Genomic DNA, 22530 nt, shown 5'->3' on the forward strand with positions numbered 1-22530 from the left:
CAATGGGCGACGCAGAAGCATTGAGTCGGCATAGCTCAACTTCACTGCCGGAGGGAAGATCATGGCTTCGACGTCCGTAACGCTCACCCTGCCCGTACTGCCGCTCGACGACGAGGTCGTGCTGCCCGGGATGGTCGTTCCCCTGGACCTGTCCGACGCCGAGGTGCGCGCGGCCGTCGAGGCGGCGCAGGCGGCGGCCGGGAGCGGGAAGCCCCGGGTGCTGCTCGTGCCGCGGGTCGACGGCAAGTACGCGGGGATCGGAGTGCTGGGGACCGTCGAGCAGGTCGGGCGGCTCTCCGACGGGGATCCCGGGGCGCTGATCCGCGGGCGCGGCCGCGTCCGGATCGGCGCCGGGACCACCGGGCCGGGAGCGGCGCTCTGGGTCGAGGGGGAGACCGTCGACGAGAAGGTGCCCGACCCGCTGCCCGGGGCCGTCGCCGAGCTCGTCAAGGAGTACAAGGCCCTCGCCACCAGCTGGCTCAAGAAGCGCGGCGCCTGGCAGGTCGTGGACCGGGTGCAGCAGATCGACGGGGTGTCCGCCCTCGCCGACAACAGCGGGTACTCGCCGTTCCTGACCGTGGCGCAGAAGGTGGAGCTGCTGGAGACCATCGACCCGGTCGCCCGGCTCCGGCTCGCCGTCAAGGCGCTCACCGACCACCTCGCCGAGCAGGACGTCGCCGAGTCCATCGCCAAGGACGTCCAGGACGGCGTCGACAAGCAGCAGCGGGAGTTCCTGCTGCGCCGCCAGCTGGAGGCGGTCCGCAAGGAGCTGCGCGAGCTGGGCGGGGAGAAGGAGGGCGAGGAGTCCGACGACTACCGGGCCCGCGTCGAGGCCGCCGACCTGCCCGAGAAGGTACGGGAGGCCGCGCTCAAGGAGGTCGACAAGCTGGAGCGGGCCAGCGACCAGAGCCCGGAGGGCTCCTGGATCCGCACCTGGCTGGACACGGTGCTGGAGCTGCCCTGGAACGAGCGCACCGAGGACGAGTACGACATCCAGGGCGCCCGGGCGGTCCTCGACGCCGAGCACGCGGGGCTGGACGACGTGAAGGACCGCATCACCGAGTACCTCGCCGTGCGCAAGCGGCGCGGCGAGCGGGGGATGGGCGTCATCGGGGGCCGCCGCGGGGGCGCCGTGCTCGCGCTCGTGGGCCCGCCCGGTGTCGGGAAGACCTCGCTCGGCGAGAGCGTGGCCCATGCCATGGGCCGCAAGTTCGTACGCGTGGCCCTCGGCGGGGTGCGGGACGAGGCCGAGATCCGCGGCCACCGGCGGACCTACGTCGGCGCCCTGCCCGGCCGTGTCGTGCGGGCCATCAAGGAGGCCGGGTCCATGAACCCGGTCGTGCTCCTCGACGAGATCGACAAGGTCGGCTCCGACTTCCGGGGCGACCCGGCGGCCGCCCTGCTGGAGGTCCTGGACCCCGCGCAGAACCACACCTTCCGGGACCACTACCTGGAGGTGGAGCTGGACCTCAGCGACGTGGTCTTCCTCGCGACCGCCAACGTCCTGGAATCCATCCCCGAGGCCCTCGCCGACCGCATGGAACTGGTCCGCCTCGACGGGTACACCGAGGACGAGAAGATCGTCATCGCCCGCGACCACCTGCTGCCCCGCCAGCTGGAGCGCGCCGGCCTGACCGCCGAGGAAGTGGACCTCCAGGAGGACGCGCTGCGCAAGCTGGCGGGCGAGTACACCCGCGAGGCCGGCGTGCGCACCCTGGAGCGGTCCATCGCCCGCCTCCTGCGCAAGGTCGCCGCCCAGCACGAGCTGGGCGAGCGCGAGTTCCCCTTCGCCATCGGGGCGGGCGAGCTGCGCGGCCTGATCGGCCGGCCGCACCACGTCCCGGAGTCCGCCCAGGACCCGGCGGAGCGGCGTACCGCGGTGCCCGGCGTGGCCACCGGCCTCGCCGTGACCGGGGCCGGGGGCGACGTCCTGTTCGTCGAGGCCTCGCTCGCCGACCCGGAGACCGGCGCCGCCGGGCTGACCCTCACGGGCCAGCTGGGCGACGTCATGAAGGAGTCGGCGCAGATCGCCCTCAGCTTCCTGCGCTCGCACGGCGCGGAGCTGGAGCTGCCGGTCGCCGACCTGAAGGACCGGGGCGTGCACATCCACTTCCCGGCGGGCGCCGTCCCCAAGGACGGCCCGAGCGCGGGCATCACCATGACCACCGCGCTGGCCTCGCTGCTGTCCGGCCGCCAGGTGCGCACGGACGTGGCCATGACCGGTGAGGTGTCGCTGACCGGACGGGTGCTCCCGATCGGAGGGGTCAAGCAGAAGCTGCTCGCCGCGCACCGGGCCGGGCTGACCACCGTGATCATCCCCAAGCGGAACGAGGCCGATCTGGACGACGTCCCGAGCGAGGTGCTGGAGGGGCTGGAGGTGCACCCGGTGACGGACGTGCGCCAGGTGCTGGAGCTCGCCCTCGCCCCGGCCGTGGTGTCCTTCGGCAAGGCCGCCTGACCGGCCCCGGCCCCTTCTCCGGCAGCCCGGGGGACCCCCACGGCGGGGCCCCGGGCCGTCGGCGTGCCCGCTGCGAAATACTGGTCCCGAACAGGGGTGCCACGGTGCGCCCCGCCATCGATGGGAGCGGCACGTGCACGGCAGCGAAGACCAGGAGTTCCTCGCCCTGGAGCGGGAGCTGTCCGTCTTCCTGAGGCGTGCACGGGCCTCCTCCGGCGAAATGGCCCGCGCCCTGCACCCCGAGCTGGAACCGGCCGCGTACGGGCTGCTGGTCCGGCTGGAGGCGGCCGGCCGCCAGCGGGCCACCGAGCTGGCCGCCTACTTCGGCGTCGGCAAGGCCACCATGAGCCGCCAGCTGCGCGCCCTGGAGGTGCTGGGGCTGGTGGCCCGCGAGCCGGACCCCGCGGACGGCCGTGCCTTCCTCGTCGGTCTCACCGCGGAGGGCCGGGAGCGGTTCCTGCGCGTACGGGGGGCCCGGCGCGAGCGGTACATGCGCAAGCTGGCGGACTGGGACCGGGGCGAGGTCGCGGAGCTGGCCAGACTGCTCAACCAGCTGAACTCCGGCGAGGAGTAGCCCCGCCGGGCGGCTCACAGCTCCGCGTACACCGCCGAGGCGTCGTCGTGCCGCTTGTACCGGGCCGGCGGGCGCAGCGGATCCGACTCCACGGCCCGGACCCGCCCGATCAGCCCCTGCGCGCCCTCCTTGCGCAGCACGTCCAGGCAGGCCGCCCAGTCGCCCTCCCCGAACGTGTCCGTCCAGCGGCTCGCCCCGTCCGTCAGCGCGGCCACCGCCCGCACCTCCGCGCGCGGGGTGCGCCCGGTGACGGCCCGGGTCGCCACCGCCGGGTCCGCGGCCGCCGTGAAGAAGCCCCCCTCGGCGTTGCGCAGCGCGTCGGTCGCCGCCACCGAGCCGCGCACCTCGCCCGGCACCCGGTCCAGCCGGTCGTCGAGCACCGGCGTGACCGCACCGCCGGGTCCGCGGAGCAGGAGCACGGAATCCGAGAGCACGAGGTGCTCCACGTACGCCTCGTCCCAGCGGACCATCACCACCGTCGCCTGCGGGGTCCGTACGTGAGAAAGGTCACAGGTGTCGCGGTGCGCGTCGGCGGTGTCGGCGATGGCCCGGGCCAGGACCCGGTCCAGGGGCATGTCCCGCCGCGATCCGGACAGTTCGGTCAATCGGCCGCCGAGCCGGGTGGAGAACCAGGGCACTCCGTGCACGCATCCGTCGTCCCCGCGGGGCGGGGTGACCCCGTCCAGGACGATCACGACGCCCCCTCCCGAAGCGGGTGCCGACGCCGACACCCAGTCCTGATTGGGGTGTTCCGGGTTGCCGGGATCGGAGGCCAGGTCGATGCGCATGCGGGCATTCTGCCCGGCCGGGCCCGGCGGAGGGAGTCAGGTCCGTACCAATGCCGGCGGTGGGGTGCCGGACCGTCCGACGGCCCCTCCCGCCCGCTCCCCGCGAAATGTGGGCGCGCATACTGCCAAAGCCCGCCGCGTTCTTTCAACCACCCGTCCACGGCGGGCCCCTGACACGCGGTGCCCGAGTTGGTCGGCCGCTCCTCCGTGATGTTCACTCCTTCGAGTGGCCGGGTGGGCGATGTGCGGCTCTCCTCCCAACACACTGCGAAGGTCTGAGGCGGTACGAGGGGGCAGGGGGCGTTTACTTGTTGACCGGCCGTTACCTCGGCCACACGAGTAGACGAGCACGAGCACACGTACAGGATTGCGAGCACCGGTGCAGAAAAAGCGGTCTCGGAAGAACGGCACCGCCAGCGCCGACGGACCCGCCAAGGCAGGACGGCGCGTACGCGTCCGCAGCAGGCTGGTGGTCGGAGTAGCAGTCGCCGGACTCACCGTCCTCGCGGCGGGCACCCCCGCCGTCGTTTCCGCCACGAGGGAACTGAACGACTCCCAGCGCCTGGTCACCCTGGCGGAACAGACCCGGCACGCCCTCACCCTCGCCCACCTCCTCGGCGACGAGCGCGACGCCGTCGTCGAGTACGCGGCCAAGGGCCGGCCCGGCAACGCCAAGGGCGCCGTCGACGAACGCACCGCGCGCACCGACCGGCAGATCGCCGAACTCAAGCCGGAGGCCGACGCGGAACTCGCCCGCGCCCTCGGCAAGGTCAAGGCCGTCCGCGCCGAAGCCGTCGACGGCAAGGGCACCGCCCTCGCCGCACACCAGGCCTACGCCGGACTCCTCACCGAACTCCTCGCGCCCGGCGACCGCCTCGCCGAACTCACCCCGCCCCGCGCCGAGGCCGCCCTGGCCGTCACCCGGCCCATGGCCCCCCTCGGCCAGGCCGTCGACCAGGCCTCGGCCACCCGCGGACTGCTGCTCGCGGCCCTGTCCGTCCCCCGCGCCGAGCAGGCGCCGAACTCCGCCGTCGCCGACGAGCTCACCGGCGCCGCCCAGCGCTCCCGGGTTCGCGAACAGGCCGCCCTCGACGACTTCGCGCGCGCCGCCCGGCCCGGCGTACGCCAGACCCTCGCCGCCACCGTCACCGGCCCCGAGGTCAAGGCCGCCGAGGACCACCTCAAGCGGCTCACCGACCGGCCCACCCTGACCCCCGCCGACCGCAGGGCCACCGACACCGGCGCCGTCTCCGCCGCCCTCACCGCCCGCATCGACCGGATGCGCTCGGTGGAGTCCACCCTCGCCGGTGACCGGGCCACCGCCTTCACCACCCTGCGCGACGACGACGTGACCCGGCTGGAGCTGATGGTCGCCGGACTCGGCGTCCTCTTCCTCTTCGTCGTCGGCTTCTCCACCGCCGTCGCCCGCTCCCTCACCCGCCCGCTCTCCGTGCTGCGCCGCGGCGCGGCACGGCTCGCGACCCCCGAGGGCTCGCAGGAGCCGGTCCGCTTCACCGGCCGCAACGACGAGTTCGCCGAGGTCGTGCGCCACCTCAACGCGGTCCGCGAACAGACGGTCGCCCTGCACACCAGGGTCGCCGGGCTCGACGCCGACCGGCGCCGCCTCATCGGCCGCAACGAGGCCCTCGCCGGCAGCCGCGACGCCCTGGAACAGGAACTCAAGCAGCTGCGCGCGGGGCTGGAAGAGCACCGCCGCATCATGTCGACGACCTCCGTCTCGCTCTCCCTGCGCACCCTCGGCCTCGTCGAGCGCCAGCTCGCCGTCATCGAGGAACTGGAGTCCAAGGAAGGCGACCCGGACCGGCTCGCCACCCTCTTCAAGCTGGACCACCTGGCGACGGTCATGCGCCGCCACAATGAGAACCTGCTGGTCCTCGCCGGACAGGAGCACGGCCACGGCCAGAGCCTGCCCGTGCCCCTGGTCGACGTCATGCGGGCCGCCGTCAGCGAGATCGAGCGCTACGAGCGCGTCGACCTGGCCGCCATGCCCTCCTACACCCAGGTCGCCGGGCACGCCGCCGACGACATCTCGCACGTCCTCGCGGAACTCCTCGAGAACGCCACGACCTTCTCCCCGCCCGACGCCAAGGTGAAGGTGTCCGGCCGGTTGAACGACGCCGGCGACGTCGTCCTGTCCGTCGTGGACGAGGGCATCGGCGTCACCGAGGACCGCCTCGCCTCCCTGAACGCCCGCCTGGCCACCCCCGACGCCTACGACGAGGAACCCGAGGCCGAACACGGGCTCGGACTCGGCCTGTACGTCGCCGGACGGCTCGCGGCCCGCCACGGCGTCAGCGCCGAGCTGCGCGCCGGCCGGCACGGCGGCCTGGAGGCCCTGGTGGTGATCCCGGCGGCCCTGCTGCCGGACACCCCGCCGGCCTCCCCGGTGCACACCCTGGGCACGCCGGGCGCCCCCGCGTTCCAGCTGCCCGGCGTGATCGCCGAGGCCAACGAGAACACCCTGCCGCCGCGGCTGCGCACGGCCGCGGCCGAGCAGGGCGCGGGGGGCACGGCCGGCCCGGACGGCGAGGCGACGGCCCAGGCCGGGCCGGTGTCCGTGGACGCGGAGCCCGCCAAGGTGGTCACGCTCGCCGAGGCCTTCGAGGCGGAGGCGGGCGAAGCGGCCGGCGCCGGCCAGGACACGGCCGGCCAGGACACCGCCGAGCAGGAGCCGTCCGGGGACGGAGCCTCCGAGGCGGAGCTCCACGAGTCCCCCGAGCCCCACGAGTCCTACGAGTCAGACACCTTCGACGCCGGGTCGCTCGTGGCCGAGGCCTTCGGGGCCGGGGCCTTCGCCGAAGCCCGGCCCGCGGCGGCGCAGCCGTCCCCGGACACCGGGCTCCCCCCGGCCGGCCAGGTCTTCACCGCCGCCGCCCCCGACGCCGGACAGGCCGCCGACGCGGAGCCCGCCAAGGTGGTCACCCTGGCCGAGGCCTTCGACGAGGAGGCCCCCGCGGCCGGGGCGCCGAGCGGAGCGGGTCCCGACCAGGAACTGCTCGCGCGGGTCGTGGCCGAAGCCGATGCGGAGGCCTTCACCACGGCCGACCCCGGGCACGGGGACGCCGCCGGGGGACCGGACACCGCGCCCGGTGCACCCGTACAGGACGAAGGACACACCGAGTCGGCGCCCGACGCCGAACGGTCCAGCCACCGGCGGGCCGCCGACGCGGAGGACGGCTTCGTCCCCCGCCAGGGCAGCCACCCCGAGCCCATGGCCGAGCCCGCCACCGAAACCGTCACCGCCAAGGGCCTCCCCAAGCGGACCCCCCGCTCCGTGGCGGCCCCCGGCACCGCACAGCCCGCCGCGGCCCGCCCCGAGCCGCGCCGGGTCGACGCCGAGGAACTGCGCCGCCGGCTCGGCGGGTTCTACCAGGGTGCCCAGGACGGGCGCCGGGTCGTCGCGGCGGAACTCGCCCAGGACCGCCAGGACGCGGACCCGCAGCAGGGGCACACCGACCAGGGGGACAGCGCACAGGAGGCACGCACATGACCGCGCCCAGTACGTACGGACTGAGCACCCAGGCCCGCAACCTGCAGTGGCTGCTGACCGACCTGGTCGAGGAGGTGCCCGGCGTCAACTCCGTGGCCGTCGTGTCCTCGGACGGGCTGCTGCTGCTCTCCTCCGAGCCGACGGCGGAACCCGCCGCCGGTGACCGGCCCAAGGGCCCCCGCGGCGCCTCCGCCGACCTCGCCACCATCGTGTCCGGACTCGGCAGCCTCACCACCGGCGCCGCCGCCCTGATGGAGTTCGGCACGGTCAAGCAGACGATGGTCGCCATGGAGAACGGCTCCGTCTTCGTCATGTCCATCAGCGACGGCTCCCTGCTCGGCGTGCACGCCACTCCCGACTGCGACATGAGCGTCGTCGCCTACCACATGGCCCTCTTCGTCGGCCGCGCCGGCCACGTCCTGACCCCCGAAGTCCGCAGTGAGCTGCGCCAGTCGATGGAGAGAAACCCGTGAGGAGTACGGCCTCCGACCGGCTGCCGATACGCGGCGCCGACCGCCGCCCCGCCCGCGTCCGCCCGTACTCCCTCACGGGCGGCCGCACCCGCTTCACGCAGGTGCTGCTGGTGGAGACCTTCGTCGCCACGCTCGACGGCGGCCCGGCCAGGACGCCCGACCGCATGCCCGAGATGCGCGCCATCGTCGAGGTGTGCCGCCGGATGCGCACCATCGCCGAGATATCCGCACTGCTGAAGCTGCCGCTCGGCGTGGTCCGGGTCCTCGTCGGCGACCTCGCCGACCAGGGCCGGATCCGCGTCTACGGCACGGGCCACGGCACCGGCCGGCCCGACCGCGCGCTGCTGGAAAGGGTGCTCAGTGGCCTCCGCCGTCTCTGACTTCGCCTCCGCCGTCGCCGACGCCCCCGGGACGCCCGGCCTCGTGGACGACGAGCCCGTCCAGCCCTGGCAGTACGACCGCTCGCGCGCGCCCGTCGCCGTCAAGGTGCTGGTCGCCGGCGGCTTCGGCGTCGGCAAGACCACCTTCGTCTCCTCCGTCTCCGAGATCACCCCGCTGCGCACCGAAGCGGTGATGACCCAGGCCAGCGTCCCCACCGACGACCTGACCGGGACCCCGGACAAGAGCACGACCACCGTCGCGATGGACTTCGGGCGCATCACCCTCGACGACGACCTCGTGCTCTACGTGTACGGAACCCCGGGCCAGGAGCGGTTCTGGTTCATGTGGGACGACCTCGTGCGCGGCGCCATCGGCGGCCTGGTGCTGGCCGACACGCGCCGGCTGCGCGACTGCTTCCCCGCGCTGGACTACTTCGAGACCTGCGGGCTGCCGTACGCGGTCGCCGTCAACCACTTCGAGGGCTCGCGCTCCTACGACGTGGAGGACGTGCGGGAGGCGCTCACCGTCCCGCCGCACGTACCCGTCGTGATCATGGACGCGCGGCGCCGGGACACGGTCGTGGAGTCCCTGCTGACCCTCGTGGGCCACGCGCTGGACGCCACTCCCGCATAGGCGTGCCCGGTGCGCGGACGCCGCGCGCGGGCCCGGCACGTCCCGAAGAAACCCTTCCCCCGAATCGAGAACGTGAGATGCGCAAGATACTCGTCGTCGGGGCCGGCCAGTCCGGTCTCCAGCTCGCCCTCGGCCTCCAGGCGAAGGGGTACGAGATCACCCTCATGTCCAACCGGACCGCCGACGAGATCCGCACCGGGCGGGTCATGTCCACGCAGTGCATGTTCGACACGGCGCTCCAGCACGAGCGGGACCTCCAGCTGAACTTCTGGGAGCGGCAGGCCCCGAAGATCCAGGGCCTGGGCGTCTCCGTCGCCGCCCCCGACGGCTCCCGCGCCGTCGACTGGCTCGGCCGCCTCAAGGGTCACGCGCAGTCCGTGGACCAGCGGGTGAAGATGGCCGGCTGGCTCGACACCTTCACCCAGCGCGGCGGACAGCTGGTCATCCACGGCGCGTCCGTCGCCGACCTGGACTTCTTCTCCCGTACGTACGACCTCGTACTCGTCGCCGCCGGCAAGGGCGAGCTCGTGGCGATGTTCGGCCGGGACGCCGCACGCTCCCCCTACGACGCCCCGCAGCGCGCGCTGGCCGTCGCGTACGTCCACGGCCTCGGGCCGCGCCGCGAGCACCCGGAGACCGAGGCCGTGCGCTGCAACCTGGTCCCGGGCGTCGGCGAACTGTTCGTCATGCCGACCCTGACCACCTCGGGACGCGCCGACATCCTGTTCTGGGAGGGCCTGCCGGGCGGGCCCCTGGACGTCTTCAAGGGGGTCAACGACCCCGCCGAGCACCTGGCGCTCACGCTGGAGCTGATGGAGAAGTTCACGCCGTGGGAGTACGCGCGGGCGACGAAGGTCGAGCTGACGGACGCGGGCGGCACGCTCTCCGGCCGGTACGCGCCCGTCGTCCGCAACCCCATCGGCCGCCTCCCCGGCGGCGGCCTGGTCCTGGGCGTCGCGGACGTGGTCGTGGCGAACGACCCGATCACCGGGCAGGGCTCGAACTCGGCCGCCAAGTGCGCGGCCTCGTACCTCTCCTCGATCCTCATGCACGGCGACAAGCCGTTCGACGAGGCGTGGATGAAGGCGACCTTCGACAAGTACTGGTTCACCACCGGAAAGCCGGTGACCCAGTGGACCAACGCCATGCTGGGCGTCCCCCCGGAGCACGTGCTGAACCTGATCGGCGCGGCCGGGCAGCTCCAGCCGGTGGCGGATCGGTTCGCCAACGGCTTCGACAACCCGGCCGACTTCGACGCGTACTTCTACGACCCCGAGGACACGGCCGACTACCTGGCGGAGGTCTCCGCTTCCGCCGCCGGTTCTTCCTCCGCCGAGTAGCCCGTGTCGTCCCCCGCCGTCGCCGCCTCCGGGAGCGGCGGCGGGGTGAACTCCTTCAGCGGCGTCCCCTCCGGGTCGGGGCGGACCGCCCCGAGCAGCGGGTTCGCGGCGATCGGCGACACCTTCACGGTGGAGCCCGGGCGCGGCGCCTGGATCACCTTGCCGTCCCCGATGTACAGGGCCACATGGGTGGCCTTCGGGAAGTAGACCACCAGATCGCCCGGGCGCAGCCGGTCCAGCGGCACCCGGGTCAGCCGCGCCCACTGCTCCTGGCTGGTCCGGGGAATGGACCGCCCGGCGTGCTCCCAGGCCCGCGAGGTCAGCCCGGAGCAGTCGAAGGCGGCCGGACCCTCGGCGCCCCACACGTACGGTTTGCCGATCTGCGCCGCCGCGTACCGCAGGGCGGCCCCGCCGGCGGCGGTCGGCGTCCCCGTGCGGGCGGGCAGCCGGCCCGAGTCCACCAGCGTGCGCTGCGCCCCGGCGGTCACGGCCGCCTCGCGCGCCCCGAGCCCCGCCAGCTCCTCGGGGGTGAGCGCCGCCAGCAGCCGCTCCACCTCCTTGAGCCGGCCCGTGACCTCCTGCTGGGCCCGCTGCTGCTGCGCGGCGAGGGTCCGCTGGTCGTCGAGGGCCTTGCGGGCCGCCCCGGCGAGCGTTCCCGCCTGCTTGCGGTCCCGTTCCAGCCGCGCCACGACCGCGGCCCGCCGGGCACCCTCGCGGGCGGCGAGCCGTCGCTGGTCGACGGCATGCTGGGGGTCCCCGGAGAGCAGCAGCCGCAGGTACGGGGAGAGGGCGCCGCCGTGGGCCCCCTGGTACTGCTCCCGGGCGAGCCGCCCGGCGGTGGCCCGTTCGGAGTCGAGGGCGGAGCGGGCCCTGCCGAGTTCGGTGGCGAGGCGTTCCTCCTCCGCCCGGCGGGCCTTCAGCGCCGCTTCGGCGGCGTTGTAGGCCTCGCTGGCCTCCTCGGCCCTCTGGTAGAGGCCCTGCAACCGGACGAGCAACTCCCCGACCCCGCGAGCGGGCGCGGTGGCGGGTGCGGTGGCGGGCGCGGTGCGGGCTTCGGGGAGGGGGCCTTCGGCGACGGCGGGTTCGGGGCGGGGGGCGGGCTCGGCGTGGACGGCGGGCGGGGGGCCAGCGGTGACGAAGACGGCGGCGAGACAGACGATCCGCAGTAGTCGTTTTGTCATGTAATCACCTCCGCCGCCCGATGCTGCCACGCGAACCCGCCCCCTCCACCGAGCACCCCTGGCGGGTCGAGGGGCCGTCACCCGGTTGGACGGGCGGGGCGGGGGCTGCGGGGGCGGGGTGTCGGCGGGGCGGCCTCAGGGCTGGTTTGGGGGTTTCCCGTCAGTCCCATCGTCCTTCCGTGTCGTGCCGGTCCCTCAAGGGCGCTCCTTCGTCGCGTCGCTACGCGATGGCCTTCGGCCACCCTTGACCGACCGACCCGCCCCGGAAAGACAAGGACTGCCGGGAACCCCCCCAAAAGAACGGTCACGGGGAGAGGTGCGAGGAGCGGCTCCCTCAGCGACGAGACGAGGGACCGGGCCACGCCCCGCCGGCCATCCGGGCCCCCAAAACCCCCGGCGGTCCACCCCTGCGCGTCAGATCGCTACGCGCTCCTCCCGGCTTGGCGTCCGGCGGCCGTCTGGTGCTGATGCCCGCACCACATGTTGACCAGGACGGCACCCGGGGCCCAGTGGGCGCGTCAGATCGCTACACACTTCCCTGGCCTTGGCGACTGGCGGCCGCCTGGGGCTGGTCCAGGGCGAGCAGCATCACATCGTGCGAGGGTGCTCCCGGCCATGGGTGGGCGTCGCCCACTTTGCGGTAGCCCCATGCCCTGTACGCGGCTACGGCGGCTTTGCTCTCCGGGCGAACGTTCAGCAGCACGCGTTCGGCGTCAGTGTTGGCGATGAGAGTGTCGTGCAAGCGGTGGGCGATTCCCTCTCTGCGCCAGTGGGCGCGCACGGCGAGTTCCATCAGGCCGAAGGTTCTGTGGCCGTCCTCGCGGCGCATGTCCTCCGATACCGGCTGAGTGAGCTGATCCCACCAGCCTGTCTGGGGGCCGAGAGGGTAGCCGTAGGCCATGCCGACCGGTTCGCCGTCTTGGGTGGTGGCCAGTGCTCCGACGAAGGTGCTCTTGCGGGTCTGGGAGCGGAAGCGGCGGAAGGCGGACGACACATCCGCCTCGGTCTCCGAGTAGGGCGGCTGGGCGAAGGCTTCGGCGTAGACCAATCGGAAGGCCTCCTCTGCCTCCGCCGCCGTCGGCCCGTCGAAGCACTCGATGCCGACATGTCTTGACTGGCTCATTCCAGGCCTCTCAGATGGTTTCGTGGATCCGTGCGACGCAGTCGCGGGCGGTCCGACTATCGATCGCGGACGCCGAGCGCCGGAAGTCACACACCTTGCCCAGCAGACGTGGGGAGGCGATCCCACCCCAGGCCGCCATGACGCCGTCTACCTCGGCACACGCCTCCTCAACCTCGCCGGCGGCGAGCAGAACATCGGCGAACCTGACGCGGTAAGAGGCGCTGTTCCGGGCCAATCCGCTTCCGATGCCGCCGACGGCGGCCCGGAGGAACGGAACCGCCCTATGGGGCTGGTTGGCACGCACGTACATGTCGGCGGTGGCGTAGTCGACCTCGAACGGGCCGACGAACCTGGCCCAGGCCGGTACTTCCTCGTCACGGTCCGTGCGTCCCTGGAACTGGACGGCCCGGCTCAAGGCCCGGCGGGCGTTCGGCAGGTCTCCGGAGTGGATGGCCACGTTGGCACTTCGAAGGGCGATCACCAGATGAACCGTCGCCCCGGCCCGTGCACGGGTCGCCAGACGGTAGGCGGTTTCGACGGCGCTCGCGGCTTCCCACGTTCGATCTGCCTTGATCGCCAGCAGGACGAGCGTCTCCAGCACCGAAATTTGAAGGAGGGGGTCGTCTACGAGCTGAGCTGCTGTGAGGGCTTCCGTGCAGGCGGACCTGCCCTCGGAGATGCGACCGCCGTCGTAGCCGTACCACGCCCGATGGCCGTGCAGTTCGGCGAGCATCGTCTGAAGTTCACGACCCACGGCGGAGGTGTACGACGCTTTGCGCAGGGCGCTGGTGATCTCGGACTCGATGCGATCGGCCTGTGCGCTCGCCGGCACGCTGCCCTTGGTGTGGTCCGTCCGGTAGAGCCCTTCGAGGCGCCCCCGCAGATGCCCGAGCTCGGCCGTAGCCACGCGCAGCCCTGGCGTGGCGGGAATGAGGGCCGCAGCTACGAGGGCGCCCGCGTCCGCGACGAAGGTCCTCCTCTTCACCCTCCCAGAGTCGCTGATCGGCTCTGCCACAGTCACGCGATGACTAGGGACCTCGAAGCCCATCTCCGCGAGCGGGACACCGAACACCGCTTCCAGAACGGCTTGCTGCCCCGGATGAGGCAGCGGTGGCGGCGCCTCGTTCTCCCAGCGCCGCAACTGGCGCACGCTCACCGCAGCGGCAACGCCAAGGCGCACCGCCTCGGCCGCGAATGCCTCCACGAACGACGCCTGCGTGTATCCCGCCCTCTGGCGTAATGAGGTCAGTTTCTTCCCCACGACTTGCTCACCATCCGTACATCATCCGTGACGGATCCAGGATAGGGAGCGAAAGCGTCCGCCTGAACGTCCGCCCTCCCAGAGTCCGGTTCACCGCGCTGAGCGATGGACTTGGTCCACGCCGTTCCGCGTGAGGACAGGAGGACCCATGTGCGTGCACCGCGAAGAAGCGGTCCAAGGCGGCCCATGGCTACGGCCGGAGCCCGCAACCGTACCGAGTCAGAGCTGCTCGACCGCGCTTGTGCCGGCTGGGAGCGCTTTCTCGACAGCTTCAAGGGAGCATCCGATGAGTGAGTGCTACGAGCACGTGCCCCACCGGCTCCTGCGCCGACGCGTCCGCGACATCGCCTCGGGCGTTGAGGGCGTGCTGATGGCCGTGGTCAACGAGAACGTCTCGGACACCGGCATCGAGCGCTGGATGGAGCTCGCCTACATCCGTGGCGCCTCGGGACGCGAATTCACCACCGCCGTCGCCAACGTCGTACCCGCCCTGGACCAGCCCCAGGCGGCCGTCGGTCGCCGAGACCAGGGAAGTGTGTAGCGATCTGACGCGCCCACCGGGCCCCGGATGCCGTCGTGGTCAACATGTGGTGCGGGTATCAGCCACGGACGGTCGTCGGACGCTATGCCACGAGAAGCACGTAGCGATCTGTCGCGCCTGCCGGTCCCGGATGGGGCTGTGATCGTCATTTGGTGCGGGTGGCCGGGTCCCGGCATGGCCGGTCAGGGCACGGGCCCGGATGCCCGGCAGGCCGACGCCCGATCCCTCGTCTCATCCCTGAGACGCCCGTCCCTTCCCCTTGGTCCGTGCCGTTCTTTTGGGGGGTTCCCGGCAGTCTTTCGGCTTTCCGGGGCGGGTCGGTCGGTCAAGGGTGGCCGAAGGCCATCGCGTAGCGACGCGACGAAGGAGCGCCCTTGACGGGCCGGCACGACACGGAAGGACGATGGGACTGACGGGAACCCCCCGAACCCTCCCCGGCGCGGCCCCGCTAGGGCTCCGTCCCCGTGACCCCGCTTCCCAGCAGGAGGGCCTTCGCCCTGGTGAACTCGTCCCGCGTCAGGAGACCCTCCCGCGTCAGGTCGGCCAGCTGCGTCAGCTCCGCCACCAGGCCGCCGGGCGGCGGGGGAGCGGGCGGGGTGGTCGGGGTGGGGGGTTCCGCCGGAGCCGGGTGCTCCTCCTCTTCGGGGGTGAGGGCCGGGGGCGGCTCCTCCTCGGGGTAGGCGTCGCCACCCTCCCCGAACTCGTCCCCGTACTCGTCCCCGAACCCCTCCACCACCGCCTCCCCGGTGTCCTCCGCCTGGGCCCACTCCGCCGCGCCCGCCGCCCGCCGCAGCAGCCCGCGCAGGAGCGGCCGACCCGCGGGGCGGACCGCCGCCCTCACCGTCACGCCCACCGGCCGGATGAACATCACGCCACCCCCACCCGCTCCGCCGGGATGCGGACCGAGCCGACGATCCGCCCGCCCGCGGCCCGTACGGCGATCGCCGCGTCCTGTGCCCAGACGTGCTCGACCACCAGCAGCAGCGCGCAGCTGCCCCGGTCCAGGAGCTCCGCCGCCTCCTGCACGTCCTCCGGGCCGATCAGCCGGGCCACGTCACGGCCGGCCAGGATGCCCCGCAGCTCCACGAACTCGTCGAACTCCGCCGCCAGGACCTCCCCCGACGCAGTCTTCGTCGCGACGAGCCCGTCGATCAGGCGCACCACCCCGGTCTTCCGCAGGCCCATCACGGCCTCGACCGCCGGGACCCGCAACTGTTCCTCGGGGAAGGCGAGGACGATGAATTCCACAGGTCCCATGCGCCGGGGCTCCTCACTCCTGTCGCTCCTGACCATTTCTGACGACTCTTCGGCACCCTATGACATAAGCGGACATACCAGCCGCGACCTTGCTACGTTTCCCCGTATGACCGCTCTGACGGCGAAGGTGACGGAGCCAGCTCCGGCCCCGCCCCCCGACGGCCGTGGCGCCAAGCGCCGCGGCATCGAGCTGACGCTCCTCGCGGGCGCGGTCCTGATCTCCGTACTGGGCCACCTGTACGTGGGCCTCGCGGCCGACGGCGCGGCCGGCCGGGCGGGGGCCTCCTACCCCGCCGCCCCCTACCCCGCCGCCCCCTACGCCGCCGGGCTCGGGGGTGCGGCGCTGCTCGCCCATCTCGCCGTCCGGCTCAGGGCCCCGTACGCCGATCCGCTCCTCCTCCCGATCGCGGTCCTGCTCAACGGGCTCGGCCTGGTCCTCATCCAGCGCCTCGACCTCGCCACCCCCGGGGAGCCCGGGGCCGAGGACCAGCTGCGGTGGTCGGCGCTCGGGGTGGTGCTCTTCGTCCTCGTGCTCGCCCTGCTGCGCGACCACCGGGTGCTCCAGCGGTACGCCTACCTGTCCGTGACCGCCGCCCTCGTGCTGATGCTCGTCCCCGTCTTCTTCCCGGCCGTCAACGGCGCCCACATCTGGATCCGCTTCGCGGGGCTGTCCTTCCAGCCCGGGGAGTTCGCCAAGATCCTGCTGGCCCTCTTCTTCGCCGCCTATCTCGCCGCGAACCGCACCGCCCTGGCCCTCACCGGCCGCCGGCTCTTCTGGAAGCTGCGCCTCCTGCCCGGCCGGGTGCTCGGGCCGATCCTCGCGATCTGGCTGCTCAGCGTCGGAGTCCTCGTCCTGGAGCGGGACCTGGGGACCTCGCTGCTCTTCTTCGGCCTCTTCGTGATCATGCTGTTCACCGCCACCGGGCGGATCGGCTGGATCGCCATCGGGCTGCTGCTCGCCGCCCTCGGCGCGTACGCCGTCGGGACCTTCGAGCCGCACGTGCACAGCCGCGTGGACGACTGGCTGAATCCTTTCGCCTCCATCGAGCGCGGCGACGGCCCCGGCCAGCTCGCCCAGTCCCTCTTCGCCTTCGCCGCCGGCGGCCTGCTCGGCGCCGGGCTCGGGCACGGCCAGTCCTTCCTCATCGGCTTCGCCGCCAAGTCCGACTTCGTCCTCGCCACCGCCGGAGAGGAACTCGGCCTCGTCGGCCTCACCGCCATCCTGCTCCTCTACGGGCTCCTCGTGTCCCGAGGGTTCCGGGCCGGGCTCGCCCTGCGCGACCCCTTCGGGCGGCTGCTCGCCACCGGGCTCGCCTCGATCGTCGCCCTCCAGGTGTTCGTCATCGCGGGCGGCGTCACCGGCCTGATCCCGCTGACCGGCATGGCCATGCCCTTCCTGGCGCAGGGCGGCTCCTCCGTGGTCACCAACTGGATCATCGTCGCCCTGCTGGTCCGGCTCAGCGACAGCGCCCGCAGACCCAGACCCGGACCGGGACCCGGACCCGGCCCGGAACCGGGGGAGGCCCTCGCGTGATCCGCTACATCCGCTGGTGCGCTTACTTCTGCGCCCTGCTGCTCGCCGCCCTGCTGGCCAACGTCGCCCGCGTCCAGGTGTGGGAGTCCGCCGCCTACGGGGCGAACCCGGCCAACAAGCGGCCCGCCATCCAGCGCTACGCCGAACCGCGCGGGGACATCCTGGTCGACGGCAGGCCCGTCACCGGCTCCCGCGACAGCGGCCAGCTGCTGCGCTACGAGCGCACCTACACCGACGGCCCGCTCTACGCGCCCGTCACCGGCTTCTCCTCCCAGACGTACGGGACGAGCTTCGTCGAACGTTCCGAGGACGCCGTCCTCTCGGGCACCGACCCGGGGCTGTCCGCCTTCCCGCTCTGGTACGACCTCTCGCGCGGCCGCCCCGGTGGCGGCAACGCCGAGACCACCCTGCGCGCCGCCGTACAGGGGGCCGCGTACCGGGGGCTCGGGGGCAAGCGCGGCGCGGTGGCCGCCATCGAGCCGGCCACCGGCAGGATCTTGGCCCTGGTCAGCAGCCCCTCGTACGACCCGGGCCTGCTCTCCGGCACCGGTACGCGGGTCAAGGCGGCCTGGGCGCGGCTGAACGCGGACCCCGCCAGGCCGATGCTCAACCGGGCGCTGCGCGAGACCTATCCGCCGGGATCCACCTTCAAGATCGTGACGGCCGCCGCCGCCCTCGACGCGGGCGTGGTCACCGATGCGGACGCCCCCACCCGCACCCCCGACCCGTACCGGCTGCCCGGCACCAGCACCGTGCTGCCGAACGCGGCCACCGGCTGCGCGGAGGCCTCGATGGCGGAGGCCGTGCAGTGGTCCTGCAACACGGTGATGGCCGACATCGGGGTGCGGGTGGGGCTGCGCGCGATGGCGGAGGCGGCCGCCCGATTCGGGTTCAACGACGCGGGGCTGCGGGTGCCGTCGTGGGTGTCCCGGTCCAACTTCGACACCGACATGAGCCCGGACCAGCTGGCGCTCTCCTCGATCGGGCAGTTCAACACCAGGGCCACCCCGCTCCAGATGGCGATGGTCGCGGCGGCCGTCGCCAACGGCGGCGAGCTGCGGACCCCGTACCTGGTGGACCGCACGACCCGGGACGACGGCTCCCTGCTGCGGCGCGCCGACCAGCGCACCCTGGGCCGGGCGATGAGCCCGGCCACGGCGCTGCGCGTGCAGGAGCTGATGGTGAAGGTGGTGGAGGACGGCACCGGGCGCAACGCGGCGATCCCCGGCGCGCGGGTCGGCGGCAAGACCGGCACCGCCCAGCACGGCGTCGGCAACGCCGGCACCCCGTACGCCTGGTTCATCGCCTGGGCCCGCGCGGAGGGCGAACCGCAGCCGGCGGTGGCGGTCGCGGTGGTGGTCGAGGACGCCTCGGCGGTGCGCGGGGACATCAGCGGCAACGGCGCGGCGGCCCCGATCGCGCGGGCGGTGATGGAGGCGGCGCTGGCGGGACGGTGACGCGCGGGGGCCGGCGCCCTGGTAGTCGGCGCCCCCAGGCTCGGCCCCCCCTCAGGCCCGGGCCCCCTCAGGCCCGGGCGGCGCCCTCCTGGATGGCCGCCTCCACCTCCGCCACCCGCTCCCGCTCCTCCGCCGCGAAGCGCTCGCGGTCCAGGGTCTCGGCGATCTCCTCGTCCTGGGTCATCAGCAGGTCGAGGTTGGAGTCGCCCATCTCGAAGACGCCCATCTCCAGGTACGCCTTCTGCAGCCGGTCCCCCCAGAGCCCGATGTCCTTGACGCAGGGCACGATCCGGCTGAACAGCAGCTTCCGGAACAGGTGCAGGAACTCCGACTGCTCGGTGTACTCCACCGCCTCCCGCCGGGGGACGCCGAAGTTCTCCAGCACCTCCACCCCGCGCAGCCGGTCGCGCATCAGGTAGCAGCCCTCGATCACGAACTCCTCGCGCTCGCGCAGTTCGGCGTCCGTCAGCTGCTTGTAGTAGTCCCGCAGGGCCATCCGCCCGAAGGCCACGTGGCGGGCCTCGTCCTGCATCACGTACGCGAGGATCTGCTTGGGCAGCGGCTTGTCGGTGGTGTCGCGGATCATCCCGAAGGCGGCGAGCGCCAGCCCCTCGATGAGCACCTGCATGCCCAGGTAGGGCATGTCCCAGCGGGAGTCGCGCAGGGTGTCGCCGAGCAGCCCCTGGAGGCTGTCGTTGATCGGGTAGAGCATCCCGACCTTCTCGTGCAGGAAGCGCCCGAAGATCTCGGCGTGCCGGGCCTCGTCCATGGTCTGGGTGGCGGAGTAGAACTTCGCGTCCAGGTCCGGCACCGACTCCACGATGCGCGCCGCGCACACCATCGCGCCCTGCTCGCCGTGCAGGAACTGGCTGAAGTTCCAGGCGCTGTAGTGCCGTCGCAGCTCGCCCTTGTCCCGCTCGGTCATCCCGGCCCAGTGGCGGGTGCCGTGCAGCGTCAGCATCTCGTCGGGCGTGCCGAGGGGGTCGTAGGGGTCCACCTCGATGTCCCAGTCGATGCGTTTGGCGCCGTCCCACTGCTTGTCCTTGCCCTTCTGGTACAGGGCGAGGAGGCGGTCGCGGCCCCCGTCGTACTCCCAGCTGAAGCGGGCCGCACCGGAGGCGGGGACCGGCCAGACGCTCTCCTGCGGGGCCTGGGTGTAGAACTCGTGCGTCGACACGGATGCCTCCTCGTATCGCGTACGCGAGCACGCGCGTTTTCGCGTACTCGCGCTCGCGCGTCGCGCGTACCGCCGTGCGGGAGTGGACAGTTGGCAGCGTCACACGTTGGTAGACGCGGGGTCAACAAGTCGTGCGCGAGGGATTGACGACCTTGCTGACAAGCAGTCTCATAAGAGGTGACCGCAGGTAACCCGACCGCGAGGGGCCCGGAGCCATGACGACCGTGACCGAACGAGCCGCGCTGAGGGACGCCCTCGGCCTCCTCAAGGACCGCGAGCAGATCGCCGAACGACTCCTCGAGTCATCCGCCAAGCACTCCTTCGACCCCGACCGGGAACTCGACTGGGACGCCCCGCCGATCGACGGCACGTACTACTGGCCGCCCGAGCTGCTCTCCCTCTACGACACCCCGATGTGGAAGAAGATGGGCGAGGAGCAGCGCATCGACCTCTCCCGCCACGAAGCGGCGTCCCTCGCCTCCCTCGGCATCTGGTTCGAGATCATCCTCATGCAGCTCCTGGTCCGGCACATCTACGACAAGCCGCTGACCAGCAACCACGTTCGGTACGCACTCACCGAGATCGCCGACGAGTGCCGCCACTCCATGATGTTCGCCCGGATGATCCAGAAGGCCGGAGCCCCCGACTACCCGGTCACCCGGCTCAACCACAACCTCGCCCGCATCCTCAAGACGGTCTCCACGACCCCCGGTTCCTTCGCCTGCACCCTCCTCGGCGAGGAGATCCTCGACTGGATGCAGCGCCTGACCTTCCCGGACGAGCGCATCCAGCCCCTGGTCCGCGGAGTGACCCGGATCCACGTCATCGAGGAGGCCCGGCACGTCCGGTACGCCCGCGAGGAACTGCGCCGCCAGATGCTGACCGCCCCGCGCTGGGAGCAGGAACTCACCCGGATCAGCTGCGGCGAGGCCGCCCGCGTCTTCTCCGTGGCCTTCGTCAACCCGGCCGTCTACGAGAACGTCGGCCTCGACCGGCGCGAAGCCGTCGCCCAGGTCAAGGCCAGCGGCCACCGCCGCGAGGTGATGCAGACCGGCGCGAAGCGGCTCACCGACTTCCTCGACGACATCGGCGTGCTGCGCGGGGTCGGCCGCAGGCTCTGGCGCAGCTCGGGCCTCCTCGCGTAGCAGGGTCGTCTACTCTGCGGGCATGACCGTACGGGCCTACCGCAGACTGAGCGTCGAGGAGCGGCGAGCCCAGCTCCTCGACGCCGCGCTGTCGTTGTTCGCGCACCGTGCCCCGGAGGAGATCTCCCTCGACGACGTCGCGGAGGCCGCGGGCGTCTCGCGCCCGCTGGTCTACCGCTACTTCCCGGGCGGGAAACAGCAGTTGTACGAAGCCGCCCTGCGCTCGGCCGCCGACGTCCTCGAACTGTGCTTCGCCGAACCGCAGGCCGGACCGCTGACCCAGCGGCTCTCCCGGGTCCTGGACCGCTACCTGGCCTTCGTCGACGAGCACGACGCCGGCTTCGCCGCCCTCCTGCAGGGCGGCAGCGTCGTGGAGACCTCCCGCACCACGGCCACCGTGGACGGCATCCGCCGCGCGGCCGCCGACCAGATCCTCCTCCACCTGGACGTCCCCGCCCCGGGGCCCGGACCGCGGCTGCGGATGATGGTGCGCACCTGGATCACGGCGGTCGAGGCGGCGTCCCTGATCTGGATCGACGAGGGGAAACAACCGGAGGTCGCCTCCCTCCGCGACTGGCTGGTGGACCAGTTCATCGCCCTCCTCACGGCCACGGCGGCCACCGACCCCGAGACGGCGTCCGCCGCCCGGGCCGCGCTCGCGCTGGAACCGCCGGAGGGCCCGGTGGGCGTCCTCGCCCGACGCGTCATCCCGCTGGTCTCCGAGGCGGCCCACCTGCTGTGACACTGGTGGGGTGAGAAGCGAACCGACCCCCTTCGAGGGCGGGCCGATGGACGGCCGGGTCCTCCCGATCCTCGTCGGCCCGACGGGCCACCCGCCGAAGTGGTACGAGATCCCGGTCCCCGCCCCGGACGGCGGGCCCCCGACGGTACTGCTCTACGAGCGGGTCCCGTCGGGGTACACGAAGCGGCTGGGGCTCCAGAAGGGGTGGAAGTACACCTTCTCCCCGACGGGCCGGAAGCCGAAGCCGCGCTGGCCGTGGAGCAGGCAGGGGCGGGGGTGAAGGCGGGCGGGTCCGGGTCCAGGGGGCGGGGTGCCGCCGCCGGGCGGGATCAGCCGTCCGTACGGCCGCGCCGCAGCATCGCGTAGCCCAGCCCGGCGGCGCCGACCGCCGCGATCCCGGCGCCCGCGGCGAGCAGCAGTACGCCGTCTCCGGGGCCGTCGGCCAGGGTGTTCAGCCGCAGGGCCTCGGACGTACCGGGGGCGCCGGAGCGGTCCCGGGACGCGTCGTCGACCGAGGCGGGTACGACCTGGCCACCGCCGTGCGGGGTCCGGGTCCCGGTCTTGTGCCCGTCGCCGGCCACCGCGTGGGAGCCGTCTCCCCGGACGGTCTCGCCGACCCAGGAGGACAGCCGGCCGTCGGGCCCCAGCGCGGCGTGCAGTTCACCCGCGGCGCCGACCCCGGTGGCCCCGTCGCGGCTGGTCAGCGTGACGACCGTGGCCCCGGCGCGCAGGATCTCGGCCTGGTACGCGTCCTTCGCGACGCGGTACACCTTCGCCGTCGACCGGCCGTCCGCGAGGGAGATGCTGCTGACGAGGGTCCGCTGCGTGCCGGAGGCGGCCGGCGCCCCGTCGGCGAGCGCGGCGGCGGCCGGCAGGGCCAGCAGCGCACCGGCGCAGGCGGTCACGGCGGTGGCGCGAACGATGGCGCGGCGGCGGGCGGTGTCCACGGGGTTC

Annotated in this window: 21 protein-coding genes; 13 read left to right on the forward strand and 8 right to left on the reverse strand. The window is 73.0% G+C overall.

Features of this window, described 5'->3' with window-relative positions:
- Window positions 1-61: 61 nt before the first annotated feature.
- Entirely contained in the window at window positions 62-2458 is a 2397-nt protein-coding gene (lon, locus tag ACZ4WZ_RS09790) for an endopeptidase La (protein ID WP_467887490.1), read from the forward strand.
- A gap of 133 nt (window positions 2459-2591) precedes the next feature.
- Complete coding sequence (locus tag ACZ4WZ_RS09795; RefSeq protein ID WP_388939661.1) at window positions 2592-3032, forward strand: MarR family winged helix-turn-helix transcriptional regulator; 441 nt, start codon at window positions 2592-2594, stop codon at window positions 3030-3032.
- A gap of 14 nt (window positions 3033-3046) precedes the next feature.
- Here ACZ4WZ_RS09795 and ACZ4WZ_RS09800 read toward each other — a convergent pair whose 3' ends face one another.
- On the reverse strand, window positions 3047-3820 hold the full coding sequence (locus ACZ4WZ_RS09800) for a protein phosphatase 2C domain-containing protein (protein ID WP_467887495.1): 774 nt from the start codon (window positions 3818-3820) through the stop codon (window positions 3047-3049).
- A 379-nt stretch (window positions 3821-4199) separates the two neighbouring features.
- Between ACZ4WZ_RS09800 and ACZ4WZ_RS09805 the strand changes: the two genes are divergently transcribed.
- The 5 genes from ACZ4WZ_RS09805 to ACZ4WZ_RS09825 all read left to right on the forward strand — a co-directional run bounded on the left by ACZ4WZ_RS09805 (window position 4200) and on the right by ACZ4WZ_RS09825 (window position 10158).
- Window positions 4200-7331: a sensor histidine kinase gene (locus ACZ4WZ_RS09805; RefSeq protein ID WP_467887497.1), complete on the forward strand. Its 3132-nt coding sequence runs from the start codon at window positions 4200-4202 to the stop codon at window positions 7329-7331.
- Complete coding sequence (locus ACZ4WZ_RS09810) at window positions 7328-7804, forward strand: roadblock/LC7 domain-containing protein (RefSeq protein ID WP_467887500.1); 477 nt, start codon at window positions 7328-7330, stop codon at window positions 7802-7804. The genes ACZ4WZ_RS09805 and ACZ4WZ_RS09810 overlap by 4 nt, the downstream gene beginning before the upstream one ends.
- A complete protein-coding gene (locus ACZ4WZ_RS09815; protein WP_467887503.1) occupies window positions 7801-8184 on the forward strand; it encodes a DUF742 domain-containing protein in 384 nt (127 codons plus the stop codon). Before ACZ4WZ_RS09810 ends, ACZ4WZ_RS09815 begins: the two co-directional genes overlap by 4 nt.
- Window positions 8165-8818, forward strand: a complete 654-nt coding sequence (locus ACZ4WZ_RS09820; protein ID WP_467887505.1) for a GTP-binding protein — start codon at window positions 8165-8167, stop codon at window positions 8816-8818. Before ACZ4WZ_RS09815 ends, ACZ4WZ_RS09820 begins: the two co-directional genes overlap by 20 nt.
- Window positions 8819-8895: 77 nt before the next feature.
- Window positions 8896-10158, forward strand: a complete 1263-nt coding sequence (locus ACZ4WZ_RS09825; protein WP_467887507.1) for a styrene monooxygenase/indole monooxygenase family protein — start codon at window positions 8896-8898, stop codon at window positions 10156-10158.
- On the opposite strand, the gene ACZ4WZ_RS09830 is transcribed toward ACZ4WZ_RS09825, so the two are convergent.
- The 3 genes from ACZ4WZ_RS09830 to ACZ4WZ_RS09840 all read right to left on the reverse strand — a co-directional run bounded on the left by ACZ4WZ_RS09830 (window position 10107) and on the right by ACZ4WZ_RS09840 (window position 13723).
- Window positions 10107-11339: a C40 family peptidase gene (locus tag ACZ4WZ_RS09830; protein ID WP_467887511.1), complete on the reverse strand. Its 1233-nt coding sequence runs from the start codon at window positions 11337-11339 to the stop codon at window positions 10107-10109. The two genes, ACZ4WZ_RS09825 and ACZ4WZ_RS09830, sit on opposite strands and share 52 nt — an antisense overlap.
- Before the next feature lie 526 nt (window positions 11340-11865).
- Complete coding sequence (locus tag ACZ4WZ_RS09835) at window positions 11866-12462, reverse strand: GNAT family N-acetyltransferase (protein ID WP_467887514.1); 597 nt, start codon at window positions 12460-12462, stop codon at window positions 11866-11868.
- Window positions 12463-12472: 10 nt separating this feature from the next.
- On the reverse strand, window positions 12473-13723 hold the full coding sequence (locus tag ACZ4WZ_RS09840; protein ID WP_467887517.1) for a helix-turn-helix domain-containing protein: 1251 nt from the start codon (window positions 13721-13723) through the stop codon (window positions 12473-12475).
- 286 nt (window positions 13724-14009) lie between these two features.
- Between ACZ4WZ_RS09840 and ACZ4WZ_RS09845 the strand changes: the two genes are divergently transcribed.
- Window positions 14010-14264, forward strand: coding sequence for a hypothetical protein (locus tag ACZ4WZ_RS09845; RefSeq protein WP_467887521.1), 255 nt, complete (start codon window positions 14010-14012; stop codon window positions 14262-14264).
- A gap of 448 nt (window positions 14265-14712) precedes the next feature.
- Here the strand turns inward: ACZ4WZ_RS09845 and ACZ4WZ_RS09850 are convergent, their stop codons facing one another.
- Window positions 14713-15132 (reverse strand): hypothetical protein, encoded by a 420-nt coding sequence (locus tag ACZ4WZ_RS09850; RefSeq protein ID WP_467887524.1) that lies wholly within the window; start codon window positions 15130-15132, stop codon window positions 14713-14715.
- Window positions 15132-15521 carry a DUF6325 family protein gene (locus ACZ4WZ_RS09855; protein ID WP_467887526.1) on the reverse strand — a complete coding sequence of 130 codons (390 nt, stop codon included), beginning with the start codon at window positions 15519-15521 and terminating at the stop codon, window positions 15132-15134. The genes ACZ4WZ_RS09850 and ACZ4WZ_RS09855 overlap by 1 nt, the downstream gene beginning before the upstream one ends.
- A gap of 106 nt (window positions 15522-15627) precedes the next feature.
- Here ACZ4WZ_RS09855 and ACZ4WZ_RS09860 point away from each other — a divergent pair, with 106 nt between their 5' ends.
- Together ACZ4WZ_RS09860 and ACZ4WZ_RS09865 are read left to right on the forward strand one after the other, a co-directional pair.
- Entirely contained in the window at window positions 15628-17055 is a 1428-nt protein-coding gene (locus tag ACZ4WZ_RS09860; RefSeq protein ID WP_467887529.1) for an FtsW/RodA/SpoVE family cell cycle protein, read from the forward strand.
- Window positions 17052-18512 (forward strand): penicillin-binding transpeptidase domain-containing protein, encoded by a 1461-nt coding sequence (locus tag ACZ4WZ_RS09865; protein WP_467887532.1) that lies wholly within the window; start codon window positions 17052-17054, stop codon window positions 18510-18512. The genes ACZ4WZ_RS09860 and ACZ4WZ_RS09865 overlap by 4 nt, the downstream gene beginning before the upstream one ends.
- A 67-nt stretch (window positions 18513-18579) precedes the next feature.
- On the opposite strand, the gene ACZ4WZ_RS09870 is transcribed toward ACZ4WZ_RS09865, so the two are convergent.
- Window positions 18580-19689, reverse strand: coding sequence for a ferritin-like domain-containing protein (locus tag ACZ4WZ_RS09870; RefSeq protein ID WP_467887534.1), 1110 nt, complete (start codon window positions 19687-19689; stop codon window positions 18580-18582).
- Between the two features lie 215 nt (window positions 19690-19904).
- Between ACZ4WZ_RS09870 and ACZ4WZ_RS09875 the strand changes: the two genes are divergently transcribed.
- Genes ACZ4WZ_RS09875 through ACZ4WZ_RS09885 form a run of 3 tightly spaced genes read left to right on the forward strand, consistent with a single transcriptional unit; the run spans window position 19905 to window position 21856 of the window.
- The gene (locus ACZ4WZ_RS09875; RefSeq protein WP_467887537.1) at window positions 19905-20834 is read left to right on the forward strand and encodes an AurF N-oxygenase family protein; all 930 of its coding nucleotides are present in this window, start codon (window positions 19905-19907) and stop codon (window positions 20832-20834) included.
- Window positions 20835-20856: 22 nt separating this feature from the next.
- Window positions 20857-21576, forward strand: a complete 720-nt coding sequence (locus ACZ4WZ_RS09880; protein ID WP_467887540.1) for a TetR/AcrR family transcriptional regulator — start codon at window positions 20857-20859, stop codon at window positions 21574-21576.
- A 10-nt stretch (window positions 21577-21586) separates the two neighbouring features.
- A complete protein-coding gene (locus ACZ4WZ_RS09885; RefSeq protein ID WP_467887543.1) occupies window positions 21587-21856 on the forward strand; it encodes a hypothetical protein in 270 nt (89 codons plus the stop codon).
- 49 nt (window positions 21857-21905) lie between these two features.
- Here the strand turns inward: ACZ4WZ_RS09885 and ACZ4WZ_RS09890 are convergent, their stop codons facing one another.
- Window positions 21906-22523, reverse strand: a complete 618-nt coding sequence (locus ACZ4WZ_RS09890; protein WP_467887546.1) for a hypothetical protein — start codon at window positions 22521-22523, stop codon at window positions 21906-21908.
- Between the last annotated feature and the right edge of the window lie 7 nt (window positions 22524-22530).

This window comes from Streptomyces sp. NPDC029122, from assembly GCF_055569445.1.